Raw genomic sequence first — 25,399 nt, 5'->3', positions numbered from 1 at the left:
TAAAAAGTATATCATAAAGTACAGATTCTGTAAAATTTTTGGCTGGATTAGACCATAAAGTTCGGAAATTAAGAAGAGACTGGGACAAAGTCCTAGCCTCTCAATTGTCTTTGGATTGTCGAGCAAGACGCAGTGGTTGAGTGGGCTCTACTACGCTGATTTCATCAGCTTTTACAGCCCTACTCAACTGTGCGGAGGTGGGACGACGAAATCGAATTCTAACGAATTACCGATTTCTGTCCCACTCTCTAATCTTTCTTATCTTTTTCTAAGTTAGAATCTTCTGCTCCTCCATCGACTGCCTTTTTAAACTCTGAAAACATTTTTCCAATCGACTGCCCCAGCTCTGGCAGACGTTTTGGTCCAAAAATCAGCAAGGCTCCTAGAACGATAACGATAAGCCCTGGTAGTCCAATGTCTTTTAAAATTCCCATTACGATGTTCTCCTTTTCTCAATCATTTTACTCAGTAGGATACTGACTTCATACAGCAAAATCAGCGGCACTGTCATTGACAAGTCACTGATGAAATCAGCCGGCGTCAAGATTACTGCTAATACTAATAAAACGAAATAAGCATAGCGTCTATATTTTATCAAAAATTGCGGTTTGAGCAAACCGATTGATGTCAGAAAGGCCACTATGACAGGCAATTCAAACAAGCAAGCAATCGGAATGGTCGTGTGAAATAGAAAGGACAAGTAGTTCTGCGCAGTCATCTGGATGGCAAATAAACCATCTCCTAAAGAGAGCAAAACTCGCAAAATAGCAGGGCTGACAAAGTAAAAACCAAAGACCAAACCCAAGACAAAGCTGAAAAATGTAGCTGGTATGTAAGCAAAAATCGCCTTTACTTCACTATTTCTAAGAGCAGGTCGGATAAATTCCCAAATCTGATAGACCATAAAGGGGAGCGTCAGTGAGAAAGCCACAAGACTAGCCAGGCTAATATAAATCCAAAGTATGTCGTCTGGTCCCAATACAATCAGCTTCTGCTCAAAAGAAGCGGTCAACCATTTGTAAATATCCGCTGCAAAAAGCAGACTGACCAGAAAAATCAAACCGAACCAGATTAAAACAGCTATGAAACGCCATCTAAATTCCGTCAAGTGTTCAACAACAGTCTGTTCCTTACTAGACATCTGCTCGCTCCTTTTGCCGATTTCTAAAGGTCACATAAAGAACAACGACAAGAAAGATGGCTTGACTTAGAAGTACTTCTAGGCTCGGATAAATCCCCAGCCAATCAATGGTTGGAAGATGAGAAATCAAGTGACTAGGAAAAATGGCTGTTAATTGCAGGGCATGAATGCTGACACCCAGCATCTTAAAGGCCAAGGCATAGATCAACCAGGTCAGACCAAAGAAAATCCTATGAGGCCGAATGAAACTGCTGGCCTTGGTCATTAGAATTGCGAGCAAGACTAAAACCAAAATAGCAAGTCCCAATCCCAAAAAGAAGTCTAGCACAGTAATGCGCGGTAAAATGCCTGCATAGAACAAGATGGTCTCTGCTCCTTCACGGAAAACAGCGAGAAAGCTCAGGGCAAACATGGAAATAAAACTACCACTGGCTGTCACTGCCTGCATCTGACTTTCCATGAAGTCATTCCACTTCTTGACAGAGGACTTACTGTGGAGCCAAATGCCGACCAAAATCATCATAACAACCGCAAAAATCCCCACTGCCCCCTCAATGATTTCACGATTGGAGCCAGAGGCAACGGCTGGAAAAAGAGTCTGTAGCAAAATGGCAATGGCCGCACTGGCTAGTACGCCCAAGCCAGCACCAGTATAAACCCATTTGAGACCTTTTTTCATCTTGGAGGCCTTGAGTGTCGTGACAAGTGCCATCACAATCAAAAGAGCCTCAACGCCCTCACGCAACAAAATCAGCATGGCATCAAAGAAAGTATAAGATCCGCTGGTGTCAATCTGTTCTAGCTCACTAATTAAGGACGCGAGCTGGTCTTGATACTCCTTATCCTTGCCCTTCACCATGATGACAGGCGACTGGCTTTCTACTTTAGTATAGAGGGAAGGATTTTTAGTGCTGACATCTCCTTCAACACTTGGCCAAATCGTGATAAATTTCTTCATGGCAGCCTTGCCCTGCTTTTCGTCCCCTTTTTGGAATGCAAGCAGAGCCTTTTTTAGCAGGCCTATACCATCTGCCAGCGTAAGATTTTCACTGCTAGCTGTCGCTTCTTCTCCCTTGACAAAGCTATCAATGGCTGCTGTCAGGTCATCATAGGAAGTTTGAATGGCTTCAAAATCCGTTGGCTCTGTCTCGATGGCACTCCGTAAAAAGGAAATGGCCGTTTCTACCTTGCCATAATGAGCCGTACCATGATCCCGCACTACGCCTTCATTGGCGGTCCAAGTCGAATTCATTTTTTTATAGGCTTCCCGAATCTTTTCAAGATCCTTGCTCTCAATCGCTGCCTGAAGAGCTTGAAATTTTGATTCTAGTTTATTGACCAGCTTGGTTTTTTCCGCTTCTAGATCAACGGGATTCTGCTCCTTTTCAAAAGCTAAAAGGGCGGCTGAAACCTTGGTCAACTTGTCCTCTGTTACATCGCCCGAGATAGTCAATGCCTTGCTGACTTCCTTCCCTGCAGCTGAGTCATGGTTGTTTAAAGCCTCAAATTCAGTCTGGATTTCCTCCAGCAATTGTTTGGCACTGGCTTGATCACCCTTTTGAACAGCAGTGCTAGCATCCGTAATCTTGATAAAGAGACTGCTATAAGAATCCTCAGCTGATACAGGCTGAGCTAAGAGCAAGAGAGTCAGGAGCAAAAACAGGACTTTATTCAAATAATTTCTGACCAAGATATTCTCCTTTTTTGACACCGCCGAAGCAAGCAAACAGGCCACTGCCCACATGGGTGACATATTCATTCATCTTATCCTGTGCTCCAAGATTGGTCTGCACCTTGATAAAACTGTCGGGATCCTTTTGGAAAGAGATAAAAAGGAGGCCTGTATCAAATTGACCGGTTGTTTCATCAATCCCATCCGAATAAGAATAGGAACGGCGATAGAGGGGCTTGTCCACTTCTTTGGCCAGTCGCACATGTGCATCAACTGGAAGCAAGTCCAAGTCTACCTCATCAAATTCATTCTTCTTGCCAAAGGGCGCTCCGCTCTCCTTATAACGACCAAAGGTGTTTTCCTGCTCTTGCAAATTGGTCCGATCCCAAGTCTCAAGAAACATCTGGATTCGACGGACAGCCATATAAGAGCCACCCTTCATCCAGTCCTTGCTGTCACACCAAACCACCTTGTCAAAATCTTTCTCCTTGGTGACATTGGCCGTGCCGTCTTTAAAACCAAATAGATTGCGGGGAGTAGACAAACGATCGCCTATAGCAGCAAAACCAGCCTGACTCCATTTCATGGTAATAGCATTTCGCGCTTTACGAACCAAATTGCGAACAGCATGAAAAGCCACCTGTTCATCATCCGCACAAGCTTGAATGACAATATCACCGCCAGTATATTTCTCTTTTAGTTGTTCCTTGGGGAAAGGAGGCATATCGCGAAATTCTTTTGGCTTTTTATCCTCCAAGCCCATTTTTTTCAGGAAAGAGGCGGAGACTCCAAAGGTCAAGGTCAGTCGATAAGGGTTGAGGCCGACCGTTTCTCCAGTATCCGTAGGAGGCAAGAGAGCATTAGAACCATCTTTTTTGACCATCTCTCCATTGACCAACTTTTCACTATAAGCTGTCCAGTCCTTGAACATCTGGATAACGGTCTCCCGATCCGTCGTATGCAAATCCAGAATGACAAAATAGATATTCTTCTGCATAGCTGTCGTGATACCAGCTTGATGCTCACCGTAAAAACTGATTTCTTCCTTACCGTCAGCAAATTTCTTGTCTTCCTTCGCTTGATTAGCGAAAAAAGCAGATGCACTGGAGACACCCAGCGCTAAGCCTGCACCTCCAATCCCTGCTTTTTTAAGAAATTCCCGACGATCCATTTTTTTATTAAACCATTTTTCGTCCTTGGTCATCTTCTTACTTCCCATCTAGGATGATTCCCATTTGCGAGAGAGGTTCGCCCAGTTTTGTGACAGCTTCTCCTAGCTCTTTGGTATCTTCCTTGCTCAATTCGGTATAAAGTTTATAATTTTCAGAGTCCGTCATCTGCTTGTCTAGCAGACTATTGACATTCTTGAACTCAGTTTCTATACTTTTTACCAGTTTTTCATCTTTCTTCTCAATCAAAGGTTTAAAGAGTTCAAAAATCTTTTCTGCCCCTTGAATATTGGCACGGAAATCATATAGATCCGTATGGGAAAAGATTTCTTCTTCACCAGTAATCTTGCTGGTCGCTACTTCGTTGAGCAGGTCAACTGCACCAGTCAGCATGATGTCTGGCGTAACCTCAACAGTCGCAATTTTAGCCTTTAATTCTTTAATGTCATTGACCAGCTGATCTGCATATTTCTCTGTCCCCGCCGTTGTGTTACTTTCCCACAGAATTTTTTCAATTTGGTGGAAGCCTGACCAGCCTTCTTCGGTCTTGTTTTCATCCACATAGTCAGCTAAGCGGAAATCAATTTTCACATCAGACTCTCCGAAGCTTTCGGCAATCGGCTCTGAACGCTCGTAGCTCATGCGAATTAGCGGATACATTTTCTTGGCTTCGTCAAGCTTGCCTTCTTTGAGCGTATCTCTGAATTTCTCCGTATCCGTCAATAATTGATCGATTTCTTTCTGTACAAAAGCCTTATACTCTGTTGTTGCCTTATCCAAAGCTTTCTGGTCAGAGGCCGATAGACTTGTTTTAGCTTCCGAACTGCTGGCACTTGTATTCGATTTTTGATTAGCAGCACAGCCAGTCAGTAAGATAGCTGTTGACAATAAGACAATTCCAAGTTTTTTCATCTTGACTCCTTTATTTTCCCTAAAAGGGCGAATTCATATAAATTATAACAATTTATTTCTCATATTTCAATAAATTGTCAGATAATTATAATAAAACTTTCCTTTCTGAGTAAAAAATGAGCATTTCAAAGCAAGATATCTTTAATTTTGCCAATTTCTGTTTTCTTAACGACTACATAAATCGTATCTCCTAGGTAGAGACGACTGGCTCCGTTGACCGTCTGAGTCTTGCCCTTATGGATATTCATGGTAATTAAAACGCCGTGTGGCAACTCCAACTCATGCACTTGTCGCCCTGCAATTTTTTCTGAAACAGGAATTTCAATTAAGGTTGTCTCACCGTCATCTTCAATCCGATGAGGCAGCATTTTTTCAAGCATAGCTTCATAAACAGGCGCTCCCTTTAGCAGATCCATGGCAATATAAGCCATCAGAGTAACCAAGCCCAGTGGCATTAGGTTACGAATGTCTCCCACCATCTCCGTCACGAGAATCATAGCTGTTAATGGAGCTTTGGAAATAGCGCCAAAATACCCACTCATTCCCAAAATGATAAAAATTGGAAATTGTTCCTGCGTGATGAAACCAGCTTCTACACAGAGAGCTCCAATTGCCGCGCCTAGTAAAGAACCCAAAGCCAGAATGGGCAGGAAAATACCACCAGGAAGGCCACTGCCATAACTAATCATGCTCCATACAAAACGGAGTAAGAAAAAGAGAATCAAGGTTCCAACTGTGTAATGAGCACTCGTCAAAGACAAAATCAGCTGGTTCCCACCGCCCAGTAGATGAGGCAGAAAATAACCAATCGGAACGATCAAGACAAAGGCAAAAATCGGATAATAATTTTTCGGCAGCCTAAAAAATTTTCCCAGAGCTTCATAAACCAGATGAATATTGAGGACTGCTTTTTCATAGACAAAGCCAGCCAAGCCTAAAAACAGACCCATTAAAATATAAATCCAGTACTGCTCCAACCCCATGAAAGGAATATTATCCGGCATATCCAAAACAGGAGTCAGGCCGAATATTGACAGGGAAATGAAATTTGCCACCAAACTTGCCGCCAAGGTTGAAACCCAAAAGAAGCGAGAGAAATGATGGTACACTTCCTCAACGACAAAGAGCAAACCTGCAATCGGTGCATTAAAGGCCGCTGCCAAACCCGCAGCTGCACCGCTGGCAATCAAGGCCCGTTCTTCCACTGGACTCAAGTTCAACCACTTAGAGATACCTTTGCCGCTCATCGCCCCTAACTGAATACTCGGACCTTCACGCCCCAGCATCAAACCGCTGGAAATCGCCAAAATACCGACTAGAAATTTTTTCCAGAGAATGCTCCACCAAGAAAGTGACATCAAGCCTTTCAACTCGGCCTCAACTTGCGGAATCCCCGAACCTTTTATGTCCTTTTCCGAAGCCACCAGTCTAGCATTTATAAAGACAATAAAAGCATACAAGAAAAGTAAGCCCACCAGCCAAATCCACTCGCTCCTGCCCCTCACATAAGCCGCCTGAATCAAGTGGAAACTTTTCTCAATCAAAAAACGAAATGCTCCCACTACTACCCCAGCAAAAATGCCCACCAGAATCCCCCTGGACACTTGGGAAATAATGGAGCTGGACATAAAATTAAATTCTTTTTTCGTATCAGAAATTTGTTCTTTTTGTTTTATCATCATTTCTCTCCCAAAGACCTTATAGCAACATTTTAGCACAAAATATAGGCCAGAAACAAGGCGATAGCCATGAACATTTTGCTTTTGAATGTAAAACTTTTAACAGAAACTTTATCAGATTTAAAAATAATGCCAAAAATACGGTTTGACCATAAAAAAACGACCTTGAAGGTCGTTACATGTTTAAATTGACAAGTCTTCCTGATCAATCTTGTGAGCTGTTCGATAAGCTTGGTAGAAAATGAAGACAGCCACAGCAGTCATGGCAGGAACGATGACTGGGATATCCGTTTCAATAGAAGTCAATGGAGAATTCCATAGGAAATGGAGGACAAAAGCTGATAAGAAATAAAATAGTCCAGCTTTAAAGTAGGCCTTTTGCGCCTTGGCAAATCGGAACATCAGGGCTAAGCCGATAGTGGTCAAAGCAGTGTAGAGCCAGTGAGAAGCTACCCCACCAGTGATACGGCCTAAGATACCAGAGATAGTGAAGGAGAAGCCTTCAGGCAGGTCAGAAAGGATGTAAGAAAAGTCCTCACTAATCTGAAAACCTATGCCAGCTGTAATTCCCAATAGTAAAAAGCCTTTAAGTTTTTTGACTGGCACTAGATAGACAGCGAAGGCAACTGCTAAGAGCTTGAGCGGTTCTTCAACCAGAGGAGCAGCGAGGGCATTTTCCAGATAACTAATCACGGTATTTGGAAAGCTCGTGCTGACCCACTCGTGGATATAGGTATTGGCCAAGCCAGAAGTCCAGCCAGAAATGAAAAGACCACCCAACAGAGCTACACCTAGGCTAGATGCAGGCGTCTGCCATTTTTTACCCAAACTGCGAATCAAAAGCAGAGCTGGGATGATATAAAGTAGCGCCAAGAGGGCTGACAGTCCGACAATTCCATAACCAGAACCTGACATACTGCCAGTGGTATAAGCTTGTGTCTCGTATTCCAAGCCAATCGCGCTCAGAAGGAGAAAAGTGAAAAGAACAATATTTTTCTTCATATAGCAACTTTCTAAAATTTTATTTTCATCTTAGTATAACAAAAAAATCTAAAATAGAACTAATTTTAAGACTCATTAGAATGATTATTAATTATTGTACTAGTTGATAAACATATAATATATATGCCTCATTCTGTATTGTATTGACAATTCAACTTGATAAAGCAAGTAACAAAAAAAGTCCCTCATCGGGACTTTCATGTCTTATTTTTCAGCTGTAAGTGCAGCCATTGTGATGTAGTTGTATGGTTTGTTGAAGTGTGGCAAGAAGAATAGGTCTGTCAATGCCAATTTATCAATTGTGACATGCTCTTGGATAGCAAGTGAGAACATGTGGATTCCCATGCTGATAGCAGAATCACGTGATACCATTTGAGCTCCAAGAATTTCACGGCTGTCTTTATCAAAGACAATCTTGATGGCAACTTCGTGGTTGTCATGTTTCATAAATTCTGGTTTTTGAAGGTCGTTAAAGCCTGTTTCAGTTGCGTTGTAACCAGCAGCTTTAGCCTTTTCAAGAGTCAAACCAGTTGAAACCATGTGAAGTCCATAGATTGAGATACCGTTTGATCCTTGTACACCGATTCCTTCCAATTCATGTCCACAAGCGTTGTAAGCACCAACGATACCAGTACGAACAGCGTTTGAAGCAAGTGCGATGTAGCTAGTGTCTTTACGAGCGTTGTCATAAACAGTCGCACAGTCACCTACTGCGTAAACACCTGGGATTGATGTTTCTTGTTTCTTATCTACAAGGAAGGCACCGTTGCGGAAGAGTTCAATCTTACCATCAGCAAGAGCTGTGTTAGGACGGAAACCAACTGCAAGAACAACCATGTCCACATCAAATGTTTCTTTGTCCGTTACCAAGCGTTCAACTTTGCCATCACCTTGGATTGCTTTAACTGTTTGACCAAGAGCCAAGCGGATGTTATGGTCTTCCAAGTTCTTCGCCATCATTTGAGTGAAGTCTTTATCGTAGTAGCCGTTCAACACAGTGTCTACGATGTCAACAAGTACAACTTCTTTTCCAAGACGTTCAAAGGCTTCAGCAAGCTCAACACCGATGTAACCACCACCAACAACAGCGATACGCTCAAGGTGTTTGCTCTTGTCAGCAAGTTTGTTGATAACTTCTTCAGCATTTTGGTACAACTTAACAAATTGAACATTTTCAAGAGTTGTCTTGAATTCGCGGTTACCTTTGACAATTTCAACACCTTCGATTGGAGGCAAGATTGGAGTAGATCCAGTCGCAAAGATCAATTTATCATAAGATTCTTTGTGCTCTTTTCCTTCAACTTCTGCTGTAACAACTTTGTTGTCATAGTCGATTGAAAGAACAGGTGAGTTCATGTAAACTTTAGCACCTTTTGCTTCCAATTTTTCTTTATCAGAGTAGAACAAGCCTTCAGCACCGTCGATTTGCTCACCGATCCAAAGCGCCATTCCACAACCTAGGAATGAAATATTTGAGTTTTGGTCAAATACAACGACTTCATTTTCATGACCAAAGTTATCCAACATAGTGTTGATACATGCAGTACCCGCATGGTTAGCACCAACTACAACAATTTTACTCATAGAATAATTCCACCTTTAAAATTTAATTTACCAAACTAGTATATCATGTTTCTGTTAGCGTTTACAAGATATATGCTCAGAATTTTTAAAAATATGGCAAATAAATTCGATTTCTCCATAAATTTAAGCAAAAAATTTCAATTTTTCTGAAAATAATATATATTTACAATTGTGAAAACGGTATCTTTTTGGTATACTAATAGAGACGATTAGGAAATTTAATAGGGAAGGTTGTGATAAAAGTGGATCTTAAGTCTAGATCCATCCATTTAATGGGATCAACTATTACTATTTCGATTCTCCATGAAGATGCTGACAGTCTTCTGGATCAAGTGTTTTCACTTCTTAGATTGTACGAAAAGCGTTTTAGTGCAAATGATGACAGCTCTGAGCTCATGAAAATCAATCACGCTGCTGGTAAACATGCCGTTTGCGTCCATCCTGATCTGTTTGAGTTGATTGAGTTGGGAAAAAAGCATAGTCTCGCTCCAGACAGTCATCTCAATATTACCTTAGGTCCCTTGGTTCAAACTTGGCGGATAGGCTTTGCGGATGCGAAAGTTCCCAGTCCCAAAGAAATCAAGCAAGCGCTGGCACTCACTGACCCTGAGTGTATCGAGTTAGATGCAGCTACCTCCAGTGTTTTTTTAACAATGGAAGGCATGAAAATCGACTTAGGCGCCCTTGCCAAAGGCTATATCGCAGATAAAATCGCTGCTTTTCTAAGAAGACAAGGTGTCACCTCTGCCCTCATCAATCTTGGTGGAAATATCTTAACCATTGGTCTAAATGAAAAAAATAATCGTTGCTGGTGGATTGGCATTCAAAATCCAAGCTTGCCACGGGGAAACGACCTAGCTCTTCTGTCCATTCAAGATCAGTCTGTCGTGACCTCAGGGATATATGAAAGAAAACTGCAAGTTGACGGCAGGGTCTATCATCATATTTTTGACCGCACCACAGGTTATCCGATCGACAATCAGCTAGCTAGTCTCACGATTGTTTCATCAAAATCAGTCGATGGTGAAATATGGACAACCCGTTTATTTGGGGAAAGTCCTACTTCTATCTTAGAAAAAGTCGAGCAAGAAAATGGAATCGAAGCCTTCGTTATTACAGAAAATCATCAAATTTTTTATTCATCTGGTCTCAGCCCAGAAATCTTATCCTAAATTCAGAAAGGAACCTACTATGTTAAAATTCATCGGTCTAGTTGGTACAAATTCAAAGAAATCAACCAACCGCCAACTCCTTCAATACATGCAAAAGCATTTCGCTGATAAAGCGGAAATCGAGTTGATTGAAATCAAGGATATTCCTATTTTCAACAAACCGGCAGATATGCAAGTGCCAGAAATCGTTAAAGAAATCGCTGCGAAAATTGAAGCAGCGGATGGTGTCATCATCGGAACACCTGAATATGACCACTCCATCCCAGCTGCTCTCATGAGCGCCTTGGCTTGGTTGTCTTACGGTATCTACCCTTTACTTAGAAAACCAGTGATGATTACAGGGGCTTCTTATGGAACACTAGGATCGTCTCGTGCCCAACTGCAACTCCGTCAAATTTTGGATTCTCCAGAGCTCAAGGCTTCTGTTATGCCAAGCTCTGAATTCCTACTTTCTCACTCACTTCAAGCCTTTGATAAAAATGGGGACTTGATTGACCTTGAAACCATTCAAAAATTAGACGCTCTTTTTGACGACTTCCGTCTGTTTGTTAAAATTACAGAAAAATTATCAAGCGCCCAAGCACTTCTTCAACAAGAAGCAGAAAACTTTGACTGGGAAAATTTGTAAGAATTAGAAGGGAAAGAATCACATGAAATTTGTTGGACTTGTCGGCTCAAATGCAGACCAATCATACAACCGTAAATTACTAGAATTTATCAGAAAACAATTTAAACTGAAATTTGAATTAGAAGTTTTGGAAATTGATGAAGTTCCACTCTTTAATCAAGATGAAAAATGGGACGAATCCTTCCAGCTACGCCTTTTGTACAACCGCATCACGCGTGCTGATGGTGTCATCATTGCTACTCCTGAGCACAACCATACCATTACAGCAGCTCTCAAGAGCGTCCTTGAATGGCTCTCTTATGAAGTTCACCCATTTGAAAGCAAGCCTGTCATGATTGTGGGAGCTTCCTACTACGACCAAGGAACATCTCGTGCCCAAGTGCATTTGCGTAAAATCTTGGATGCTCCAGGTGTCAATGCTTATACTTTACCAGGAAATGAATTCCTTCTTGGTAAAGCGAAAGAAGCTTTTGACAATGCAGGCAACATCACAAACGAAGGAACTGTTAAATTCCTTGAATCTTGCTTAGATAACTTTGTTAAATATGTTGAGGTAGTCTCAAAATTGAAAAAACCAAAACCAATTGAACCAGAAGACTTGGATTGTGGTAAACCAATCGCAACAACCATCACAGAAGTTGATCCTGATGATCCAGAATGGGTAGAAAAAGCAGCAAAAGCTGTTGGTGCTGTTTCTGGCGATACTTATGTCAAACTTGACCATGGTATCTTGACAGTTAACCAAATCGACATGTTCTTAAAAGCTATGCCGTTCGAGTTGACTTATGCCGATGATAACAACCAGTTCCTTTACTATAACAACGTTCATCAAGATCCAGACACTATGTTTGCTAAACGTGTCCCATCTCAATCAGGTGGCCGTCTCTCAACTCTACATAACTCTCTTCCTGCTGCCCGCATGAAGAACGTAGAATGGGTAGTTGGTGTTCTTCGTAATGGTGATCAAGAGTACGTTCGTACAATCGTTCCAGGTTCACCAGCAGGGGTTATCAACACCCACAACTATCAAGCTATGTACTATCCTGATGGCTCTTACGCTGGTATCAACGAAATCGTCTTCAACTTCCAACCTTGGCTTGACTGGTATTTGCAAACAACTGGCCAACGCTTGGTCGGAGGAAGCGGACCATTTGCACCTGCAGCCGCTGATGCTTCTTCTGGCGCTTCAGATACGGGTGGCCACGGCGGTGAAAATGCCGATGCTACTTCTGGTGCTAGTGCCTAATCAAAACAAAATAAAAGGAGTTTGGGACAAAAAGATTTCAATTTTTAAAAATCTTAATTATTAATCCCTTCAAATCTATAATTAAATGCGAAAAGCGAACAAAGCAGAATTCTGATTACCAGAAAACTAGTTTTGTTCGTCTTTTTATATTTGAGGTCGGTACTTTTGTCCCAAATTCCTCAATTGTCTTTGGATTGTCGAGCAAGACGCAGTGGTTGAGTGGGCTCTACTAGGCTGATTTCATCAGCTTTTACAGCCCTCCTCAACTGTGCGGAGGTGGGACGACAAAATCGAATTCTAACGAATTATCGATTTCTGTCCGACTCTATTTTTACTTTATTTCATTTCTTTAAAAGCTTTTTCTGCTTCTTCGTTGCTGATTGCTCCAAATTGAATTTTACCAATTTTTCCTTGGCTATCAATGAGGATTTCGGTTGGAATACTGCGAACCTGATAGGCTTGGAAGATTGCACCAGACGTGTCAAATAGAACGGGCACATCCTTATATCCTTGTTCTTGATACCATTTTGGGAAGTCCTCAACAGACTTCTCTCCTTGGAGACCCGGTGCTACAATAGACAATATTTCAAAATCACGGTCTTTTTTACCAGCTAACTCGACCAATTCTGGCATGCTTCGCTTACAAGGTCCGCACCAAGAAGCCCAGAACTTCAGATAGACTTTTTTCCCACGGTAATCAGAAAGCTTGACAGTTTTTCCATCCATCGACTGAAGAGTGAAGTCCGGTGCCTCCTGGCCAACTGCAACCAGCGATTGGACACTTGTATTGGACTGACTTTGACTATCCATCCCCTTTTCATCAGATGAACAAGCTGATAGTGTCAGAAAAGCTATCGAAGCAACAACTAGCGAAAGAATTTTTTTCATCTTTTTCTCCTTTTATCCAAAAATTCCTGATAAAGCATTTAACTGCCCGAGCATGAGAAGGATTCCCATAAAAATGATTAAGGCTCCTCCAATTTTTTTCATTAGCCCCATATAGGGTTTGATTCTTGAAAAATAGCGCATAACGAAGCTAGAAGCTAGAGCTAAGATGAGAAATGGTAAGGCCATTCCCAAAGTATAAACCAATGTTAGGAGCGCTCCTTGGATAGCTCCATTTCCGCCAGAGGCAGCTAGAGCCAGAACCGAACTAAGGACAGGGCCAATACAAGGCGTCCAACCAAAACTGAAACTAATACCAAGCAAAAAGGCTGACAGAAAATCATTCCGACGACTGTTCTTCTTAAATTCCACATTTTTCTGGAATTGTAACTGCCTGATATTAATCAGCTCCATCTGGTGAATTCCTAGCAAAATGATGATAATCCCCATTAGATAACGGAATTTCTCATCGTAAATCACTCCACCTAGAAATCCCGCACCGAAGCCTAATAGAAAGAAAACCAAGGAAATTCCAGCAATGAAACAGAGGGTCTTGATCAGACCAGTCCAAGCGATCTTTCTGCCTAAAAACTTGACTTCTCTAGGTTCTTCTTCATCCAGCAATATCCCTATGTAAACTGGCAACAAGGGAAAGATGCAGGGTGAAAAAAATGAGAGAACTCCAGCCAAAAAGACCGAAACAAAAAATAAACTAGACTCCATCCCAACCTCCTTTAAGATGTGTTTGTCAATATTATTATAACAAACGATTTAAAATTTTCCACATTTTGCTACACTATCATCATTCTTGTATAATTTATCGGAGACTTCATCTGTGAAAGTCCTATTTCGTTTCTAAACAGCAAAAAGAGAGTGGGACAGAAATCGGTAATTCGATAGAATTCAATTTCGTTGTCCCACCTCCGCACAGTTGAGTAGGGCTGTAAAAGCTGATGAAATCAGCGTAGTAGAGCCCACTCAACCACTGCGTCTTGTTCGACAATCCAAAGAAAAAATGAGGCTAGGACTTTTGTCCCAGCCTCTTGAGTATTGAAGGTTAGCGAACTTAATCATCTGAATCTAGCGGCAAATAAAGACTAATCTGGGTAAATTTATCTGGTTCGGACTGGATTTCCATATGGTATTCTTCTTCGAACTGCAATCTCAAGCGTTGATCGACATTTTTCAGACCAACCCCACCTAAGCGAAGGAGAGTCGCATCCATAGAGGCGTTGACATCAAAGCCTCGGCCGTTATCATAGATAGACAGTCTCAGTTGTCCTTCTTCTACTTCCGACGTCACCCGAATCATGCCCTGTCGGTCAATTTCCTTGATGCCATGGTAGATGGCATTTTCGACCAAAGGCTGAAGTACCAGCTTGGGCAGTTTATAATCAGCTATAGATTCATCCTCTTCAATCTCATATTGGAGCTTGTCGCCATAGCGCTGCTTCTGGATAAAGAGATACTGACGAACGTGATCAATCTCATCTCTAAGAGAAATCTGTTCATGCCCTTGATTAAGCGCCAAGCGGAAATACTGAGCGAGTGATTTTGTTACCTCAACAACACGCTTGCTGTCGTTAAATTCAGCCATCCAGACAATGGTATCTAAGGTATTATAAAGGAAATGGGGGTTGATTTGGGCTGAGAGAGCTCGAAGCTCATAGCGACGGACATTTTGTTCTTCAGTCTTGACAGCTTCCATCAGCTGTTCAATTTGGTCCAGCATTTTATTGAACTGCTGAGCCAAGTCAACCAACTCTGGAGAACCCTTTGCTTCCGCTCGCAGATTTGAGTCACCTGCCCCAATCTTCAGAATGACAGTCTGCAGATTCTGCAGAGGCTTAATCCACAAACGCAGAACAAACCAAATACCAGTCAAGCACAGCAGGAGTGCTAAAACGCCCATTCCTACAAAAGAATAAAGCATCTGTGACTGAAGCATCTGTAATTGCTCTAATGAGGCGACGCCAATTAAAGTCCAATCGCTGTCCGCAATATCAATCTGGTAGACAAAAGCCCGCTTCTGGTCTGCGTAACCGTCCTTGACCGAGATATAGGGCTGCATAGCTTTCATTTCCTGACTAGAGGAATAAACACTCTTCTTAGGATGATAGACAAATTCATGCTGGCTGTTGACAATAAAGCTAAAGCCTTTCTTCCCTAGCTGAAGCCGATCCAGATAGGCTTTGAGACTGTTATAGCCGATATCCAAACGTACAACACCGAGATTCTGCCCTGCTTCATCCACTACTTCCTGAGTGACGGAAACAACCCACTTCTCCTTCTCAGATGACAGGGACTCTTTGCGAGCAGGAGTCAAGACAGGCATGGCTTTGGTATGAACAGCTTCCTGATACCATTTTTCATTCATCATATCAGAAGATGTCTGCATGCTGATTTGAGTATCTGTCGATACCACGCGCCCGTCCTTGGTAACCAATACTGCCGACACTAAATCCGGATCTGTCTCAATGATGGTTTTCATCAAAGACTGAACTGACGTTTCGCTGCTTTCTTGATTCTGAGCAAACTTCCGAATCGTTTCTTCCTTGCTTAGTGCGGAGGTGGTTTGCTTTAATTTCTGCAAATAGGAAGCAATGAACTGCCCGCTTTGCTCCATACTATTACGCGTCGTCCGCTCTGTCAGCTGCCGAATAGTCCCCGAGCTAGTCTGATAGTAAAGACTCCCAACACCCCCCAAGAGTAAAAGAACCAGCAGAAAAATATAGACAATCAACTGGATAAGAAGCGGATACCGTTTCATTTCTCCTCTCCTTTTTTAAACTGCCGGGGTGTCAGCCCAACCACCTGCTTGAAGCGCTGAGAAAAATAGTTCATATCGTCAAAACCTACCTGCTCTGCTATTTCATAAATCTTCAAATCTGTGGTTAAGAGTAAGAGTTTTGCTTTTTTCATCCGCTCTTGAATCAAATAATCTTGAAAGGGCAAGCCTAATTCTTTTTTGATAAGAACGCTGAGATAGGACGGACTAAACCCTAATTGGAAAGCCAAACTTTTCAGACTTAATTCTGAATCAGCTAGACGCACATGAATAGCCTCTTCCAACTCAGAGTGCTGTCCTTGATCGACCAAACTTTGAATCTGGGCCTTTTTACGCTCCTTATCAAGCTTGGTCTGCAACTTGGCCAACATTTCCTCAACATCATCTTTGGAAAACGGCTTGAGAAGATAGTCATCTGCACCTAGCTTAATGGCCGTCCGAGCATAGTCAAAATCATCATAGCCCGTCAGAAAAACGATATGGCAAGTAGGAACCTGATCTCTGACTAGCTTTGCCAGTTCGAGACCGTTCATCTGTGGCATATTGATATCGGTCAGCAGGATGTCAGCAGGATTTTCCTGAAATTTCTGCCAAGCTTCTCTTCCATTTTCAGCCTGGGCAATGACTTGCATACCAAACTGTTCATAGTCTACCAAGGACGCAATCCCCTGTCTTACCAGATACTCATCCTCTACAATCATAATTGAATACACAAGATTCAACTCCTTATTTATACTGGATTTATTATAGCAAATTTTCAATCAAAATGCTCTTAAACATAATCCAAGAGATAACCGTAGCCCTTCTCTTCCATCTCAGCTTTTGGAATGAACTTAATTGACAGACTATTGATGCAGTAGCGCAAGCCGCCCTTGTCCTTAGGACCATCTGTAAAAACATGGCCCAGATGGGAATTTCCAACCCGACTGCGAACTTCCGTCCGAGTCATGTTGAAACTCTTGTCCTCTTTGTACGTCGCAACATCTGGACTGATAGGGCGGGTGAAACTCGGCCAACCACAGCCTGAGTCAAACTTATCCTTTGATGAAAAGAGAGGCTCTCCCGTCACCACATCCACGTAGATACCTGCTTCGAACTTATCCCAATAGCGATTAGAAAAGGCGCGCTCTGTGTCATTCTTTTGCGTAACTGCGTATTCTTCTGGCGAGAGTTTGGCTTTAATCTCTTCGTCGCTAGGCTTAGGATAGCGACTAGCTTCGATAACAGGGTAAGCAGCTTGATTGACGTCGATATGGCAATATCCATTAGGATTCTTTTTTAGGTAATCCTGATGATAATCTTCTGCCTTGATAAAGTTTTTCAGAGACTCTTTTTCAACAGCCAAAGGCTTATCATATTTCTTAGCAACCTCATCAAAGACCTGATTTATGGTATCTAAATCCGCTTCGTCCTTATAGTAAACACCTGTACGATACTGGGTACCCCGATCATTCCCTTGCTTGTTTTTAGAAGTTGGATCAATAATGCGGAAATAATGAAGTAAGATTTCTTTGAGAGATATCTTTTTAACGTTATAGGTAATTTTTACCGTCTCAGCATGACCAGTTTGGGAGACTAATTCATACTTGGTTGTGTCGCTCTTACCATTTGCATAGCCAGACTCAGCATCAATGACACCTGGTACTCTAGAGAAATACTCTTCTACTCCCCAGAAACAACCGCCAGCCAGATAGATCTCCCGCTTATCTTCTTCCTTGACGTCTTCTTGCTTTTGTTTAGTCACTTCTGTCTTGCTCATAGAGGCTTTCTTGATCTGCTCAGGAGATGATTGCTTACCATTGCCCGAAATCACATAAAACAGCCCAAAGCAGACAAGCAAACCAATTAAAACCAGAAAAATCTTCCATTTGCCTTCCATGCTCATTACTCCTTTCTACTTGATTTCCTTTAGTGTTTTCTCAATATCTTCCTTACTCATGTAGCCCACATGAGTTTTAGCAAGTGAACCGTCACTATTGATAAAGAGAGCAGATGGATAAGAGCGAATACCGTATTCTTTCAGTAATTCTCCCTTGGTATCCATAAGAACTGGCATGTTCTTGTAATCCAAAGACTTGTACCATTCCTTGAAATCATCAGCAGACTTTTCTCCGTTAAAAGTCGGAGACACTACCGACAGGACAACATAATCTTTTCCAGACTGCTCCTTAGCCAAATCATTGGTATCTCCAAGTGTGGATAGACAGATAGAGCACCAAGAAGCCCAAAACTTTAGATAGACTTTCTTGCCTTTGAAATCAGACAGCTTGTAGGTCTTGCCGTCCACTCCTTGCAGACTAAAGTCCTTGGCCATCTTTGTAGCTTGATTAGAATTTGCCTTACTAGTCATGGAACTTTTATCATTTTTAGAAGCTTCCGAATTCATTTGCTGATTTGAGCAAGCTCCCAATAATCCTACACAAAACAGACCTGCGGTTAATAGAGACAGTTTTCTCATAGTATTCTTTCCTCTCCAAACAAGGAGAAAGCCGACAAAATTGACGACTTCCAGCCTTATTGATAATTTTATTTATCAGATGACATTTCAGATGAATCTTTCATTTCATCCTTCATGCTTGAATCACTAGATTTCATGTCATCTTTCATATCAGACTTACTGTCGGACATCATAGACGAGTCCTTCATATCATCCTTTTTCATTTTATCATCAGACATGCTAGAGTCTTTCATATTCTCCTTCTTCATGTCATCTTTTTTCATATCATCCTTCTTCATCATGCTACTGTCATCCATCTTTTTCATGTCTGAATTTGACTTTTGACTGGAGCAAGCAGCCAAGGCAAAGATACTAAGAGTAGCCATTGTAAGAGTAGCGATTTTTTTCATGATAGTTCTCCTTTAATTATATAATTTTATCCAAATAGTGACGCTAAAGCATTTAGATTTCCGAGCATAAGTAGAATTCCCATAAGAATGATGAGAACTCCGCCAACTTTCTTAAGTGTTCCCATATAAGGTTTGAGTTTTGCAAAGCGCTGTAATACCCAGCCAGAAGCTAAAGCCATGGCTAGAAAAGGAAGGGCTAAGCCAAGTGTATAAACCAACATAAGCAAGCCTCCCTGAAGAGCGCCATCTCCTCCAGAAGCAGCAATCGCTAATACAGAGCTCAGAACAGGCCCTACACAGGGTGTCCAACCAAAGCTAAAAGTAATCCCTAAAATAAAGGCATTAAGCAAGTCACTCCGTTTACTATTCTGTTTAAACTGGATGCTTTTTTGCTTTTGCAGCTGCTGGATATTGATGACGCCCGTTTGGTGGATTCCCAATAATATGACAATTCCACCCAAAAGATAGCGAAACCAAGGGGCATATAGGACCTGCCCTAGAGCACCAGCACCATAGCCCAAGACTAAAAATACAGTCGACAATCCCGCTATAAAACAGAGTGTTTTGACCATCCCATACCAAGAAACCTCTCGTCCTAGAAACTTGAACGTCCTCGGCTGATCTTCATCTAATAAGATTCCCACATAAACCGGCATCAGCGGTAAGATACAAGGGGAGAAAAAGGAAAGAATCCCTGCCAGAAAAACTGAAATAAAGAACAAAAAACTTGTAGCCATTTCAAAAACCTCTCGATCATTTTCTGACTATAGTATAAAATAAAAATCCCCCTAAAAATAGGGAGATAGATTTGAAAAAACTTGAATTTGGTTTTATCTTTTCCACACTATGAGTTAAAAGCGTTCACTACTTACTGAGGATTTATGTTAAGTTGAGAGCAAATGTAAAGGTGCTTCCTAGGCCATACTGGCTTTCGACTGTAATTTCTCCACCCAGCTGATGAGCCAACTCACGCGCAATCGCAAGCCCCAGACCATGGCCTCCTGTCTTCATATTACGTGAAGTTTCCACACGGTAGAGGCGTTTAAAAATCTTATCCAAATCCTCGGGAGCAATGCCCTGTCCTTCATCTTTCACACTGATTGTCAAGACTTGCTCAGTTAATTGAGCCGTAACCTCAATTTTAGTTCCTGGGTCTGAATACTTAAAAGCATTATTTAGCAAGTTGACCAAGATACGGGAAAGTTTGTCATAATGACTCTTAATTTTTGCAGACTCAGGAGACACTTGAATGTAAATGTCCCGCTCTTCCTGCTCAATCAAGAGCTGAAATTCACTCATGGCCTCAATCAATAGCTGGTCTATAAAGACTATTTCGGCTTCTCCATCTGATTCTGATCGAGGCTGGGCATTAAGAGTCAAAACATCCAATTCTTCCACTAGTTTATTTAAACGCTCTGTCTGACGACTAATGGTTGTTAAATAATGAATCTGCTCCTCTTCCTTGATCACTCCATCCAAAATACCCTCCACAGTCGCTTGAATAGAGGTGATGGGAGTTTTAATATCGTGAGAAAGCTGGGCAATCATCATTCCCTTTTCGCGCTCACTTTCATCAAGTGATGCAAACGTTTCTTGCAAGTTATGAGACATATCATTAAAAGCCTGACCCAACTCCTGAAATTCAATAGGTCCCTTGGCTTCAATCTCTGTTCCAAAATCCTTGCTGGCTATATCCTGGGCTTGTTTTTTCAGATGCCGAAGGGAAGAAAATACTGGCGATAAGAGAATGAGACTGACTGCTGCTCCAATAAAACTAGCAATCAAGGTCATTCCAACTAGAAAATCAATCTCACTTTTCACGATCAACATTCGCTGAACTGCCCAGAACACGAGCAAAATGGTTAATAGACTAGAAATCAGATATCCTACTAGAATATAACTTTTTAATTTCATTTTATACCTCGTGGCCTTTCCATTTTATACCCAAGACCCCAGACAGTTTTGATGGCAGGAGTGTCTGAACTGGCATACTTGGTCAATTCTTGTCTGAGTGCATGGATATGAACATTAAGGGTATTGGTGTCATCTACATAGTCTTCCTGCCACACCTTCTCGTAAAGCTCCGTCTTTGAAAAAACTCTCTCAGGATTGCTAGCTAAAATCCAGAGCAGTTCAAAGGACTTCACTGTTAATTCCAAAAAATGCTTCCCGATGCGAACCTCATGAACCACATGATTCATCACCAAATCACCGAGCTCAATTTGTTCTGTCTCGTCCCCACGCTGAATACGACGCAAGATATTATTGACTCTTAGAACCAGCTCGCGCGGACTGAAAGGCTTAGAGATAAAGTCATCCGCCCCCAAGCTCAAGCCATAAATCTTATCCTGCTCGCTGGTCTTAGCCGTTGTAAAGAGAAAAGGTTGATCAGGTGCGATAGACTGAACCTCACTGATAAAGTCATAACCGTCCATATTTGGCATCATGATATCTGTGATGATCAGGTCAACAGATTTCTTTTTAAAAAGATCTAATCCCTCCACGCCATCTCGAGCCACTAAAACCTGATAGCCAGCCTGCACAAGATAGCGCTTTTGGATATCTAGAATATCCATCTCATCATCAACGAGTAAATTGTCTTTCCCATTTGCCAATCTCCTGATAAAAACAGTGTTATACTGGCTTTAGTATAACACTATTTTTAGTAATTTTAAATGATTTGAACCTTAATCTTCTTGTTTTGCTTTCAAACCTAGAAGGCTAAGAATTCCTGCCAAGGCTAGTCCAAAGAAACCAATGGTAGCTGTGGCTGTTTTAGCTTCACCAGTTTTTGGTAACGTAGGCTTATCATTTTTTTTCATCGTATCTGCCATCGGCTTAGAAGTTGGGTGTTCCCCCTTCACATCAGTCATGCGAATATCCACTTCCTTCGTACCCTTGGCTGTACTCATAGAATCTGTTGCAGAAGGCTTCTTATTCATCTGACCTTCTTGAGATGGTGTTGCAGAAGGCTTCTTATTCATTTGGCCTTCTTGAGATGGTGTTGTAGAAGGTTTCTTATTCATTTGACCTTCTTGAGATGGTGTTGCTGCCATTTCTTTTCCACGAAGTTGAATCGTTACTTGACGAATCGCAACAAGATTGCTTAAATCTGGTTTGCCGTCTTTGGCACCATAAACTTTGACAGTAGCTTGGTAACTGTGAGGTCCGTTAGTGCGAAGTTGGTCGAGAAGGGCTTGTCCATCTTTACCTGTCGTGTTGCCGTTCAAATCTACTTCGTAGAAGTATTGACCTTTGCCAAGCCTTCAAGCGGTAAGAGAGCTGGGTTTTTAGCTATGCCATTGTCGGACCAAGGTGCCTTGTCAGAAGATTTGAGCAAGAGACGCGTCAACATGCCGTCGCCACCGAAAGCTTCATACGGGATGACTTGGTTAACACCCGCCAAGAATGGACCAGGAACATTCGCTTTTTCTAGGTAGCTGGCTGGAACGTCAATATGGTCTTTGATATTTTTAGTGACTGAATCTTTAACTGCTTCTTTTGAAATAAGAGCATTCATGTCAACCGTCACATTTTTTGTCGCAACAAGATTGCTTAAATCTGGTTTGCCATCTTTGGCACCATAAACTTTGACAGTAGCTTGGTAACTGTGAGGTCCGTTAGTGCGAAGTTGGTCGAGAAGGACTTGTCCGTCTTTACCTGTCGTGTTGCCATTCAAATCCACTTCGTAGAAATATTGGCCTTTAGCCAAGCCTTCAAGCGGCAAGAGAGCTGGATTATTCGCTGTGCCATTATCAGACCATGGTGCTTTATCAGAAGACTTGAGCAAGAGACGCGTCAACATACCGTCGCCACCGAAAGCTTCATACGGGATGACTTGGTTAACACCCGCCAAGAATGGACCAGGAACATTCGCTTTTTCTAGGTAGCTGGCTGGAACGTCAATATGGTCTTTAATATTTTTAGTGACTGAATCTTTAACTGCTTCTTTTGAAATAAGACCATTCATGTCAACCGTCACATTTTTTGTCGCAACAAGATTGCTTAAATCTGGTTTGCCGTCTTTGGCGCCATAAACCTTGACAGTAGCTTGGTAACTGTGAGTTCCGTTAGCACGAAGTTGGTCGAGAAGGGCTTGTCCGTCTTTACCTGTCGTATTGCCGTTCAAGTCTACTTCGTAGAAGTATTGACCTTTGGCCAAACCTTCAAGCGGCAAGAGAGCTGGATTATTCGCTGTGCCATTATCAGACCATGGTGCTTTATCAGAAGACTTGAGCAAGAGACGCGTCAACATACCGTCGCCACCGAAAGCTTCATACGGGATGACTTGGTTAACACCCGCCAAGAATGGACCTGGAACATTCGCTTTTTCTAGGTAGCTAGCTGGAACGTCTACTGTATCTTTAGTATTCTCAGTAACGCCTTTTTTAACTTCCTCTGGAGTTGTTACTGATTGAGGAGTAGTCGCTTCACGGTCTTGTTTTGAAACTGCATCAGGATTTGCCACTGGCTTAGCTACTTCTTTTGGTTTGTTAACTTCCGACATAACCTTCTCTTCTTTTGGTTCGTTAACTTCCGACACAGACTCTTCTTCTTTTAGTTTTGCAACTTCTTCCTTAGAAGCTAGGCTAGACTTGTCTGAAGAATTAGTCTCATCGACTACTTCCTTTGTAGTTGGAGTCGTCTGATTTGCAGGAAGAGCTGAATCTACAGCTTCTTTCAGAACTGTCTCTGGCAACTCATTCTTTTCTACTGATGATGAATCTACTTGAAGAACTTGAGCAGGAGTTGAAGTGAGAACATCTGCATTCACAGTGTTTGGTTGCCCAACTAGTAAAAAGAAACCACTAGCAACCACGACGGAAGCCACACCCACGCTTAAACGACGGATTGACCAACGAGTATACTTTTGATTTGGAATGAATTTCATAAGATTCTCCTTTGGTTTATTTTTTTGTTGACTCTAGTATAATCCCCTAAGATTAAAAAGGAATAAGAAAAAATTAAAATTTTTCTTAAATCCCTCTTATAAAATGCTTATATCGTCTTATCACTCATCAAAAAGCAGATTAGAGTACTTCATCAAATATTCCTAGGCATCATCATCGATCACCTACTACAATTGATAATAAATCAAAAAAATCCATCACTTTCGTGATGAATTTTAATTCTTATGCTTCAAATTCAAATGCTTCACTTTTTTGCTTGTTTGGCAAAAGGAGCGAGAGCAAGATTCCAACCACAGCCGGCAGCAACCAAGGTAGAGAAGCTTGAGCAAATGGCAGAGCATTTACTAGATTGAGAATTGCAGTTAGCTTGAATTGTCGTCCCAAAATGCTAGCAAAAGCAATTAGCGTCACCACTGCTATGGTCAACTGCATTCCTGGTTTAGATAGTGGTAAAAAGCGATTAACCATGACAATCATGACAATTGTGATAGTAATAGGATAAAGAATCTCCAAAACTGGAACTGAATACTGGATAATAGCATTCAAACCAAGATTTGCAATAGCGAAACCAACTAGCGTAAAAATGGTCGCATAAACCTTATAAGATACTTTGGGGAAGGTATTGTGGAAAAATTCGCCAGTTGAGACAATGAGTCCTGCTGTAGTTGTAAAACAGGTCACCGTTACCATAATCGCTAGGAAAATTTGAGCCATTGGACCAAAGATAGCCTGAGTTGCAGAAGACAAAACAGAAGCCCCTACGTTTGCACCTTTCGGCAAATTCGCTAGATCAAGTGGGAAGTGATTTCCAAGGAAGGCCAAACCGATATAAAGAACGCTAAAGCCCAGCGCCACAAGGATACCCACGATCCAAATGGTAGAAATATATTCTTTTTTATTCTTGAAACCGAGCTGGTTGAGTGTCGTCACAGCGACCACACTAAAGGCAACTGAAGCCAAAGCATCCAGAGTATTGTAGCCCTGAAGAAAGCCTGCTCCGAAAGCTGAAGCAGTATATTCCGCTGTTGCTTCTTGAGGAGCCGCAGCCCCATATTTAATAGCACCTAGTACAACCAAAACTACAATCAAGAGGGCGAAAATTGGCGTCAAATAACGGCCTATATTATCAAGAATTTTTGAGGGATTGAGGGCAATCAGATAGGCCAAAGCGAAATAGACCAGCGTGAAGCCAAAAAGCCAAATAGTATGAGAACCTGCAGGCAACATAGGCTCAATTCCGACAGAAAAGGCAGTGGTCGCCGTCCGAGGAATGGCAAAGAAGGGACCAATTGAAAGGTAGAGGGCTACCAAGTAAGCAACCGCAAACCAAGGGGCAATCTTTTTCGAAATTTCATCAATATAACCCTTGGGATTCAAAGTACCTATAATCAAGGTTAGAATAGCAATACCGACACCTGATAGGACAAAGCCTCCAATAGCTGGCCCAAAATTTTGACCAGATTCCAAGCCCAGCTGAGGTGGGAAAATCAGGTTACCGGCTCCGAAAAACATTCCAAATAAAAGCAGGCCAGTTAGGGATCCTTTTTTTAACATCATCATCTCCAGTCTTTTTAAGATTTTTCCATTATACAGATAAATACCTTTCATTGCAAGATTTTTGAAATGAAAATTACATTTTCTTAGTATTGGAAGGATTAGGTAGATTTGATGCGATTTATTTCGAAACAACTCAAGACCTTCTTTTTGTGATTCGATTTATTTCATATTAAATATCTTTTTTATTGGATATATTTATGTTATACT

Annotated in this window: 22 protein-coding genes and 1 pseudogene; 3 read left to right on the top strand and 20 right to left on the bottom strand. The window is 41.7% G+C overall.

Going from position 1 to position 25,399, the window contains the following annotated elements; genetic code table 11:
- Positions 1–248: 248 nt before the first annotated feature.
- The 8 genes from I872_RS03265 to nox all read right to left on the bottom strand — a co-directional run bounded on the left by I872_RS03265 (position 249) and on the right by nox (position 9,159).
- On the bottom strand, positions 249–434 hold the full coding sequence (locus I872_RS03265; RefSeq protein ID WP_015604732.1) for a twin-arginine translocase TatA/TatE family subunit: 186 nt from the start codon (positions 432–434) through the stop codon (positions 249–251).
- Complete coding sequence (gene tatC / locus I872_RS03260) at positions 434–1,141, bottom strand: twin-arginine translocase subunit TatC (protein WP_015604731.1); 708 nt, start codon at positions 1,139–1,141, stop codon at positions 434–436. The genes I872_RS03265 and tatC overlap by 1 nt, the downstream gene beginning before the upstream one ends.
- On the bottom strand, positions 1,134–2,831 hold the full coding sequence (locus tag I872_RS03255; RefSeq protein ID WP_041826787.1) for an FTR1 family iron permease: 1,698 nt from the start codon (positions 2,829–2,831) through the stop codon (positions 1,134–1,136). The genes tatC and I872_RS03255 overlap by 8 nt, the downstream gene beginning before the upstream one ends.
- Positions 2,809–4,017 (bottom strand): iron uptake transporter deferrochelatase/peroxidase subunit, encoded by a 1,209-nt coding sequence (efeB, locus tag I872_RS03250; protein ID WP_041826877.1) that lies wholly within the window; start codon positions 4,015–4,017, stop codon positions 2,809–2,811. Before efeB ends, I872_RS03255 begins: the two co-directional genes overlap by 23 nt.
- Before the next feature lie 4 nt (positions 4,018–4,021).
- Positions 4,022–4,894 (bottom strand): iron uptake system protein EfeO, encoded by an 873-nt coding sequence (gene efeO / locus I872_RS03245; protein ID WP_015604728.1) that lies wholly within the window; start codon positions 4,892–4,894, stop codon positions 4,022–4,024.
- Between the two features lie 125 nt (positions 4,895–5,019).
- Positions 5,020–6,573: a ClC family H(+)/Cl(-) exchange transporter gene (locus I872_RS03240; protein ID WP_015604727.1), complete on the bottom strand. Its 1,554-nt coding sequence runs from the start codon at positions 6,571–6,573 to the stop codon at positions 5,020–5,022.
- Between the two features lie 183 nt (positions 6,574–6,756).
- Positions 6,757–7,575 carry a PrsW family intramembrane metalloprotease gene (locus I872_RS03235; RefSeq protein WP_015604726.1) on the bottom strand — a complete coding sequence of 273 codons (819 nt, stop codon included), beginning with the start codon at positions 7,573–7,575 and terminating at the stop codon, positions 6,757–6,759.
- Between the two features lie 204 nt (positions 7,576–7,779).
- Positions 7,780–9,159, bottom strand: a complete 1,380-nt coding sequence (nox, locus tag I872_RS03230; protein WP_015604725.1) for a H2O-forming NADH oxidase — start codon at positions 9,157–9,159, stop codon at positions 7,780–7,782.
- 242 nt (positions 9,160–9,401) lie between these two features.
- On the opposite strand from nox, the gene I872_RS03225 reads away from it, so the two are divergent.
- The 3 genes from I872_RS03225 to I872_RS03215 are packed head-to-tail and all read left to right on the top strand — an operon-like array spanning position 9,402 to position 12,205.
- A complete protein-coding gene (locus tag I872_RS03225; RefSeq protein ID WP_015604724.1) occupies positions 9,402–10,331 on the top strand; it encodes an FAD:protein FMN transferase in 930 nt (309 codons plus the stop codon).
- Between the two features lie 19 nt (positions 10,332–10,350).
- A complete protein-coding gene (locus I872_RS03220; RefSeq protein WP_015604723.1) occupies positions 10,351–10,959 on the top strand; it encodes an NADPH-dependent FMN reductase in 609 nt (202 codons plus the stop codon).
- A gap of 22 nt (positions 10,960–10,981) precedes the next feature.
- A complete protein-coding gene (locus I872_RS03215; RefSeq protein ID WP_015604722.1) occupies positions 10,982–12,205 on the top strand; it encodes an NAD(P)H-dependent oxidoreductase in 1,224 nt (407 codons plus the stop codon).
- A 336-nt stretch (positions 12,206–12,541) separates the two neighbouring features.
- Here the strand turns inward: I872_RS03215 and sdbB are convergent, their stop codons facing one another.
- From sdbB to brnQ, 12 genes and pseudogenes are all read right to left on the bottom strand, one after another.
- Positions 12,542–13,093, bottom strand: coding sequence for a thiol-disulfide oxidoreductase-associated lipoprotein SdbB (gene sdbB / locus I872_RS03210; RefSeq protein WP_015604721.1), 552 nt, complete (start codon positions 13,091–13,093; stop codon positions 12,542–12,544).
- Positions 13,094–13,105: 12 nt separating this feature from the next.
- Positions 13,106–13,813 (bottom strand): thiol-disulfide oxidoreductase-associated membrane protein CcdA2, encoded by a 708-nt coding sequence (ccdA2, locus tag I872_RS03205; protein ID WP_015604720.1) that lies wholly within the window; start codon positions 13,811–13,813, stop codon positions 13,106–13,108.
- A gap of 343 nt (positions 13,814–14,156) precedes the next feature.
- Positions 14,157–15,860, bottom strand: a complete 1,704-nt coding sequence (locus I872_RS03200; RefSeq protein WP_015604719.1) for a cache domain-containing sensor histidine kinase — start codon at positions 15,858–15,860, stop codon at positions 14,157–14,159.
- Entirely contained in the window at positions 15,857–16,591 is a 735-nt protein-coding gene (locus tag I872_RS03195; RefSeq protein ID WP_015604718.1) for a response regulator transcription factor, read from the bottom strand. The genes I872_RS03200 and I872_RS03195 overlap by 4 nt, the downstream gene beginning before the upstream one ends.
- Positions 16,592–16,650: 59 nt before the next feature.
- Complete coding sequence (gene msrB / locus I872_RS03190) at positions 16,651–17,757, bottom strand: peptide-methionine (R)-S-oxide reductase MsrB (RefSeq protein ID WP_015604717.1); 1,107 nt, start codon at positions 17,755–17,757, stop codon at positions 16,651–16,653.
- 15 nt (positions 17,758–17,772) lie between these two features.
- Positions 17,773–18,336: a redoxin family protein gene (locus tag I872_RS03185; protein ID WP_015604716.1), complete on the bottom strand. Its 564-nt coding sequence runs from the start codon at positions 18,334–18,336 to the stop codon at positions 17,773–17,775.
- A gap of 68 nt (positions 18,337–18,404) precedes the next feature.
- The gene (locus I872_RS03180; RefSeq protein WP_015604715.1) at positions 18,405–18,725 is read right to left on the bottom strand and encodes a lipase chaperone; all 321 of its coding nucleotides are present in this window, start codon (positions 18,723–18,725) and stop codon (positions 18,405–18,407) included.
- A gap of 26 nt (positions 18,726–18,751) precedes the next feature.
- On the bottom strand, positions 18,752–19,462 hold the full coding sequence (gene ccdA2, locus I872_RS03175; RefSeq protein WP_015604714.1) for a thiol-disulfide oxidoreductase-associated membrane protein CcdA2: 711 nt from the start codon (positions 19,460–19,462) through the stop codon (positions 18,752–18,754).
- Between the two features lie 142 nt (positions 19,463–19,604).
- Entirely contained in the window at positions 19,605–20,639 is a 1,035-nt protein-coding gene (locus tag I872_RS03170; protein ID WP_015604713.1) for a sensor histidine kinase, read from the bottom strand.
- Positions 20,636–21,301: a response regulator transcription factor gene (locus tag I872_RS03165; protein WP_041826876.1), complete on the bottom strand. Its 666-nt coding sequence runs from the start codon at positions 21,299–21,301 to the stop codon at positions 20,636–20,638. The genes I872_RS03170 and I872_RS03165 overlap by 4 nt, the downstream gene beginning before the upstream one ends.
- Positions 21,302–21,412: 111 nt before the next feature.
- Positions 21,413–23,616: pseudogene (locus tag I872_RS03160) on the bottom strand (SSURE domain-containing protein).
- 241 nt (positions 23,617–23,857) lie between these two features.
- A complete protein-coding gene (gene brnQ, locus I872_RS03155; protein ID WP_015604711.1) occupies positions 23,858–25,189 on the bottom strand; it encodes a branched-chain amino acid transport system II carrier protein in 1,332 nt (443 codons plus the stop codon).
- Positions 25,190–25,399: the final 210 nt, after the last annotated feature.

The sequence above is a fragment of the Streptococcus cristatus AS 1.3089 genome, assembly GCF_000385925.1.
GTDB lineage: Bacteria > Bacillota > Bacilli > Lactobacillales > Streptococcaceae > Streptococcus > Streptococcus cristatus_B.
This window is presented reverse-complemented; position numbering and strand designations above follow the sequence as displayed.

What these genes read in the sequence shown, in the direction of transcription:
- ccdA2 (WP_015604714.1), bottom strand. Translation starts at nt 19,462, where the DNA reads ATGGCTACAAGTTTTTTGTTCTTTATTTCAGTTTTTCTGGCAGGGATT.
- efeB (WP_041826877.1), bottom strand. Translation starts at nt 4,017, where the DNA reads ATGACCAAGGACGAAAAATGGTTTAATAAAAAAATGGATCGTCGGGAA.
- msrB (WP_015604717.1), bottom strand. Translation starts at nt 17,757, where the DNA reads ATGGAAGGCAAATGGAAGATTTTTCTGGTTTTAATTGGTTTGCTTGTC.
- I872_RS03220 (WP_015604723.1), top strand. Translation starts at nt 10,351, where the DNA reads ATGTTAAAATTCATCGGTCTAGTTGGTACAAATTCAAAGAAATCAACC.
- I872_RS03200 (WP_015604719.1), bottom strand. Translation starts at nt 15,860, where the DNA reads ATGAAACGGTATCCGCTTCTTATCCAGTTGATTGTCTATATTTTTCTG.
- I872_RS03180 (WP_015604715.1), bottom strand. Translation starts at nt 18,725, where the DNA reads ATGAAAAAAATCGCTACTCTTACAATGGCTACTCTTAGTATCTTTGCC.
- nox (WP_015604725.1), bottom strand. Translation starts at nt 9,159, where the DNA reads ATGAGTAAAATTGTTGTAGTTGGTGCTAACCATGCGGGTACTGCATGT.
- I872_RS03170 (WP_015604713.1), bottom strand. Translation starts at nt 20,639, where the DNA reads ATGAAATTAAAAAGTTATATTCTAGTAGGATATCTGATTTCTAGTCTA.
- I872_RS03240 (WP_015604727.1), bottom strand. Translation starts at nt 6,573, where the DNA reads ATGATAAAACAAAAAGAACAAATTTCTGATACGAAAAAAGAATTTAAT.
- efeO (WP_015604728.1), bottom strand. Translation starts at nt 4,894, where the DNA reads ATGAAAAAACTTGGAATTGTCTTATTGTCAACAGCTATCTTACTGACT.
- I872_RS03235 (WP_015604726.1), bottom strand. Translation starts at nt 7,575, where the DNA reads ATGAAGAAAAATATTGTTCTTTTCACTTTTCTCCTTCTGAGCGCGATT.
- ccdA2 (WP_015604720.1), bottom strand. Translation starts at nt 13,813, where the DNA reads ATGGAGTCTAGTTTATTTTTTGTTTCGGTCTTTTTGGCTGGAGTTCTC.
- tatC (WP_015604731.1), bottom strand. Translation starts at nt 1,141, where the DNA reads ATGTCTAGTAAGGAACAGACTGTTGTTGAACACTTGACGGAATTTAGA.
- sdbB (WP_015604721.1), bottom strand. Translation starts at nt 13,093, where the DNA reads ATGAAAAAAATTCTTTCGCTAGTTGTTGCTTCGATAGCTTTTCTGACA.
- I872_RS03185 (WP_015604716.1), bottom strand. Translation starts at nt 18,336, where the DNA reads ATGAGAAAACTGTCTCTATTAACCGCAGGTCTGTTTTGTGTAGGATTA.
- I872_RS03215 (WP_015604722.1), top strand. Translation starts at nt 10,982, where the DNA reads ATGAAATTTGTTGGACTTGTCGGCTCAAATGCAGACCAATCATACAAC.
- brnQ (WP_015604711.1), bottom strand. Translation starts at nt 25,189, where the DNA reads ATGTTAAAAAAAGGATCCCTAACTGGCCTGCTTTTATTTGGAATGTTT.
- I872_RS03265 (WP_015604732.1), bottom strand. Translation starts at nt 434, where the DNA reads ATGGGAATTTTAAAAGACATTGGACTACCAGGGCTTATCGTTATCGTT.
- I872_RS03165 (WP_041826876.1), bottom strand. Translation starts at nt 21,301, where the DNA reads ATGGATATTCTAGATATCCAAAAGCGCTATCTTGTGCAGGCTGGCTAT.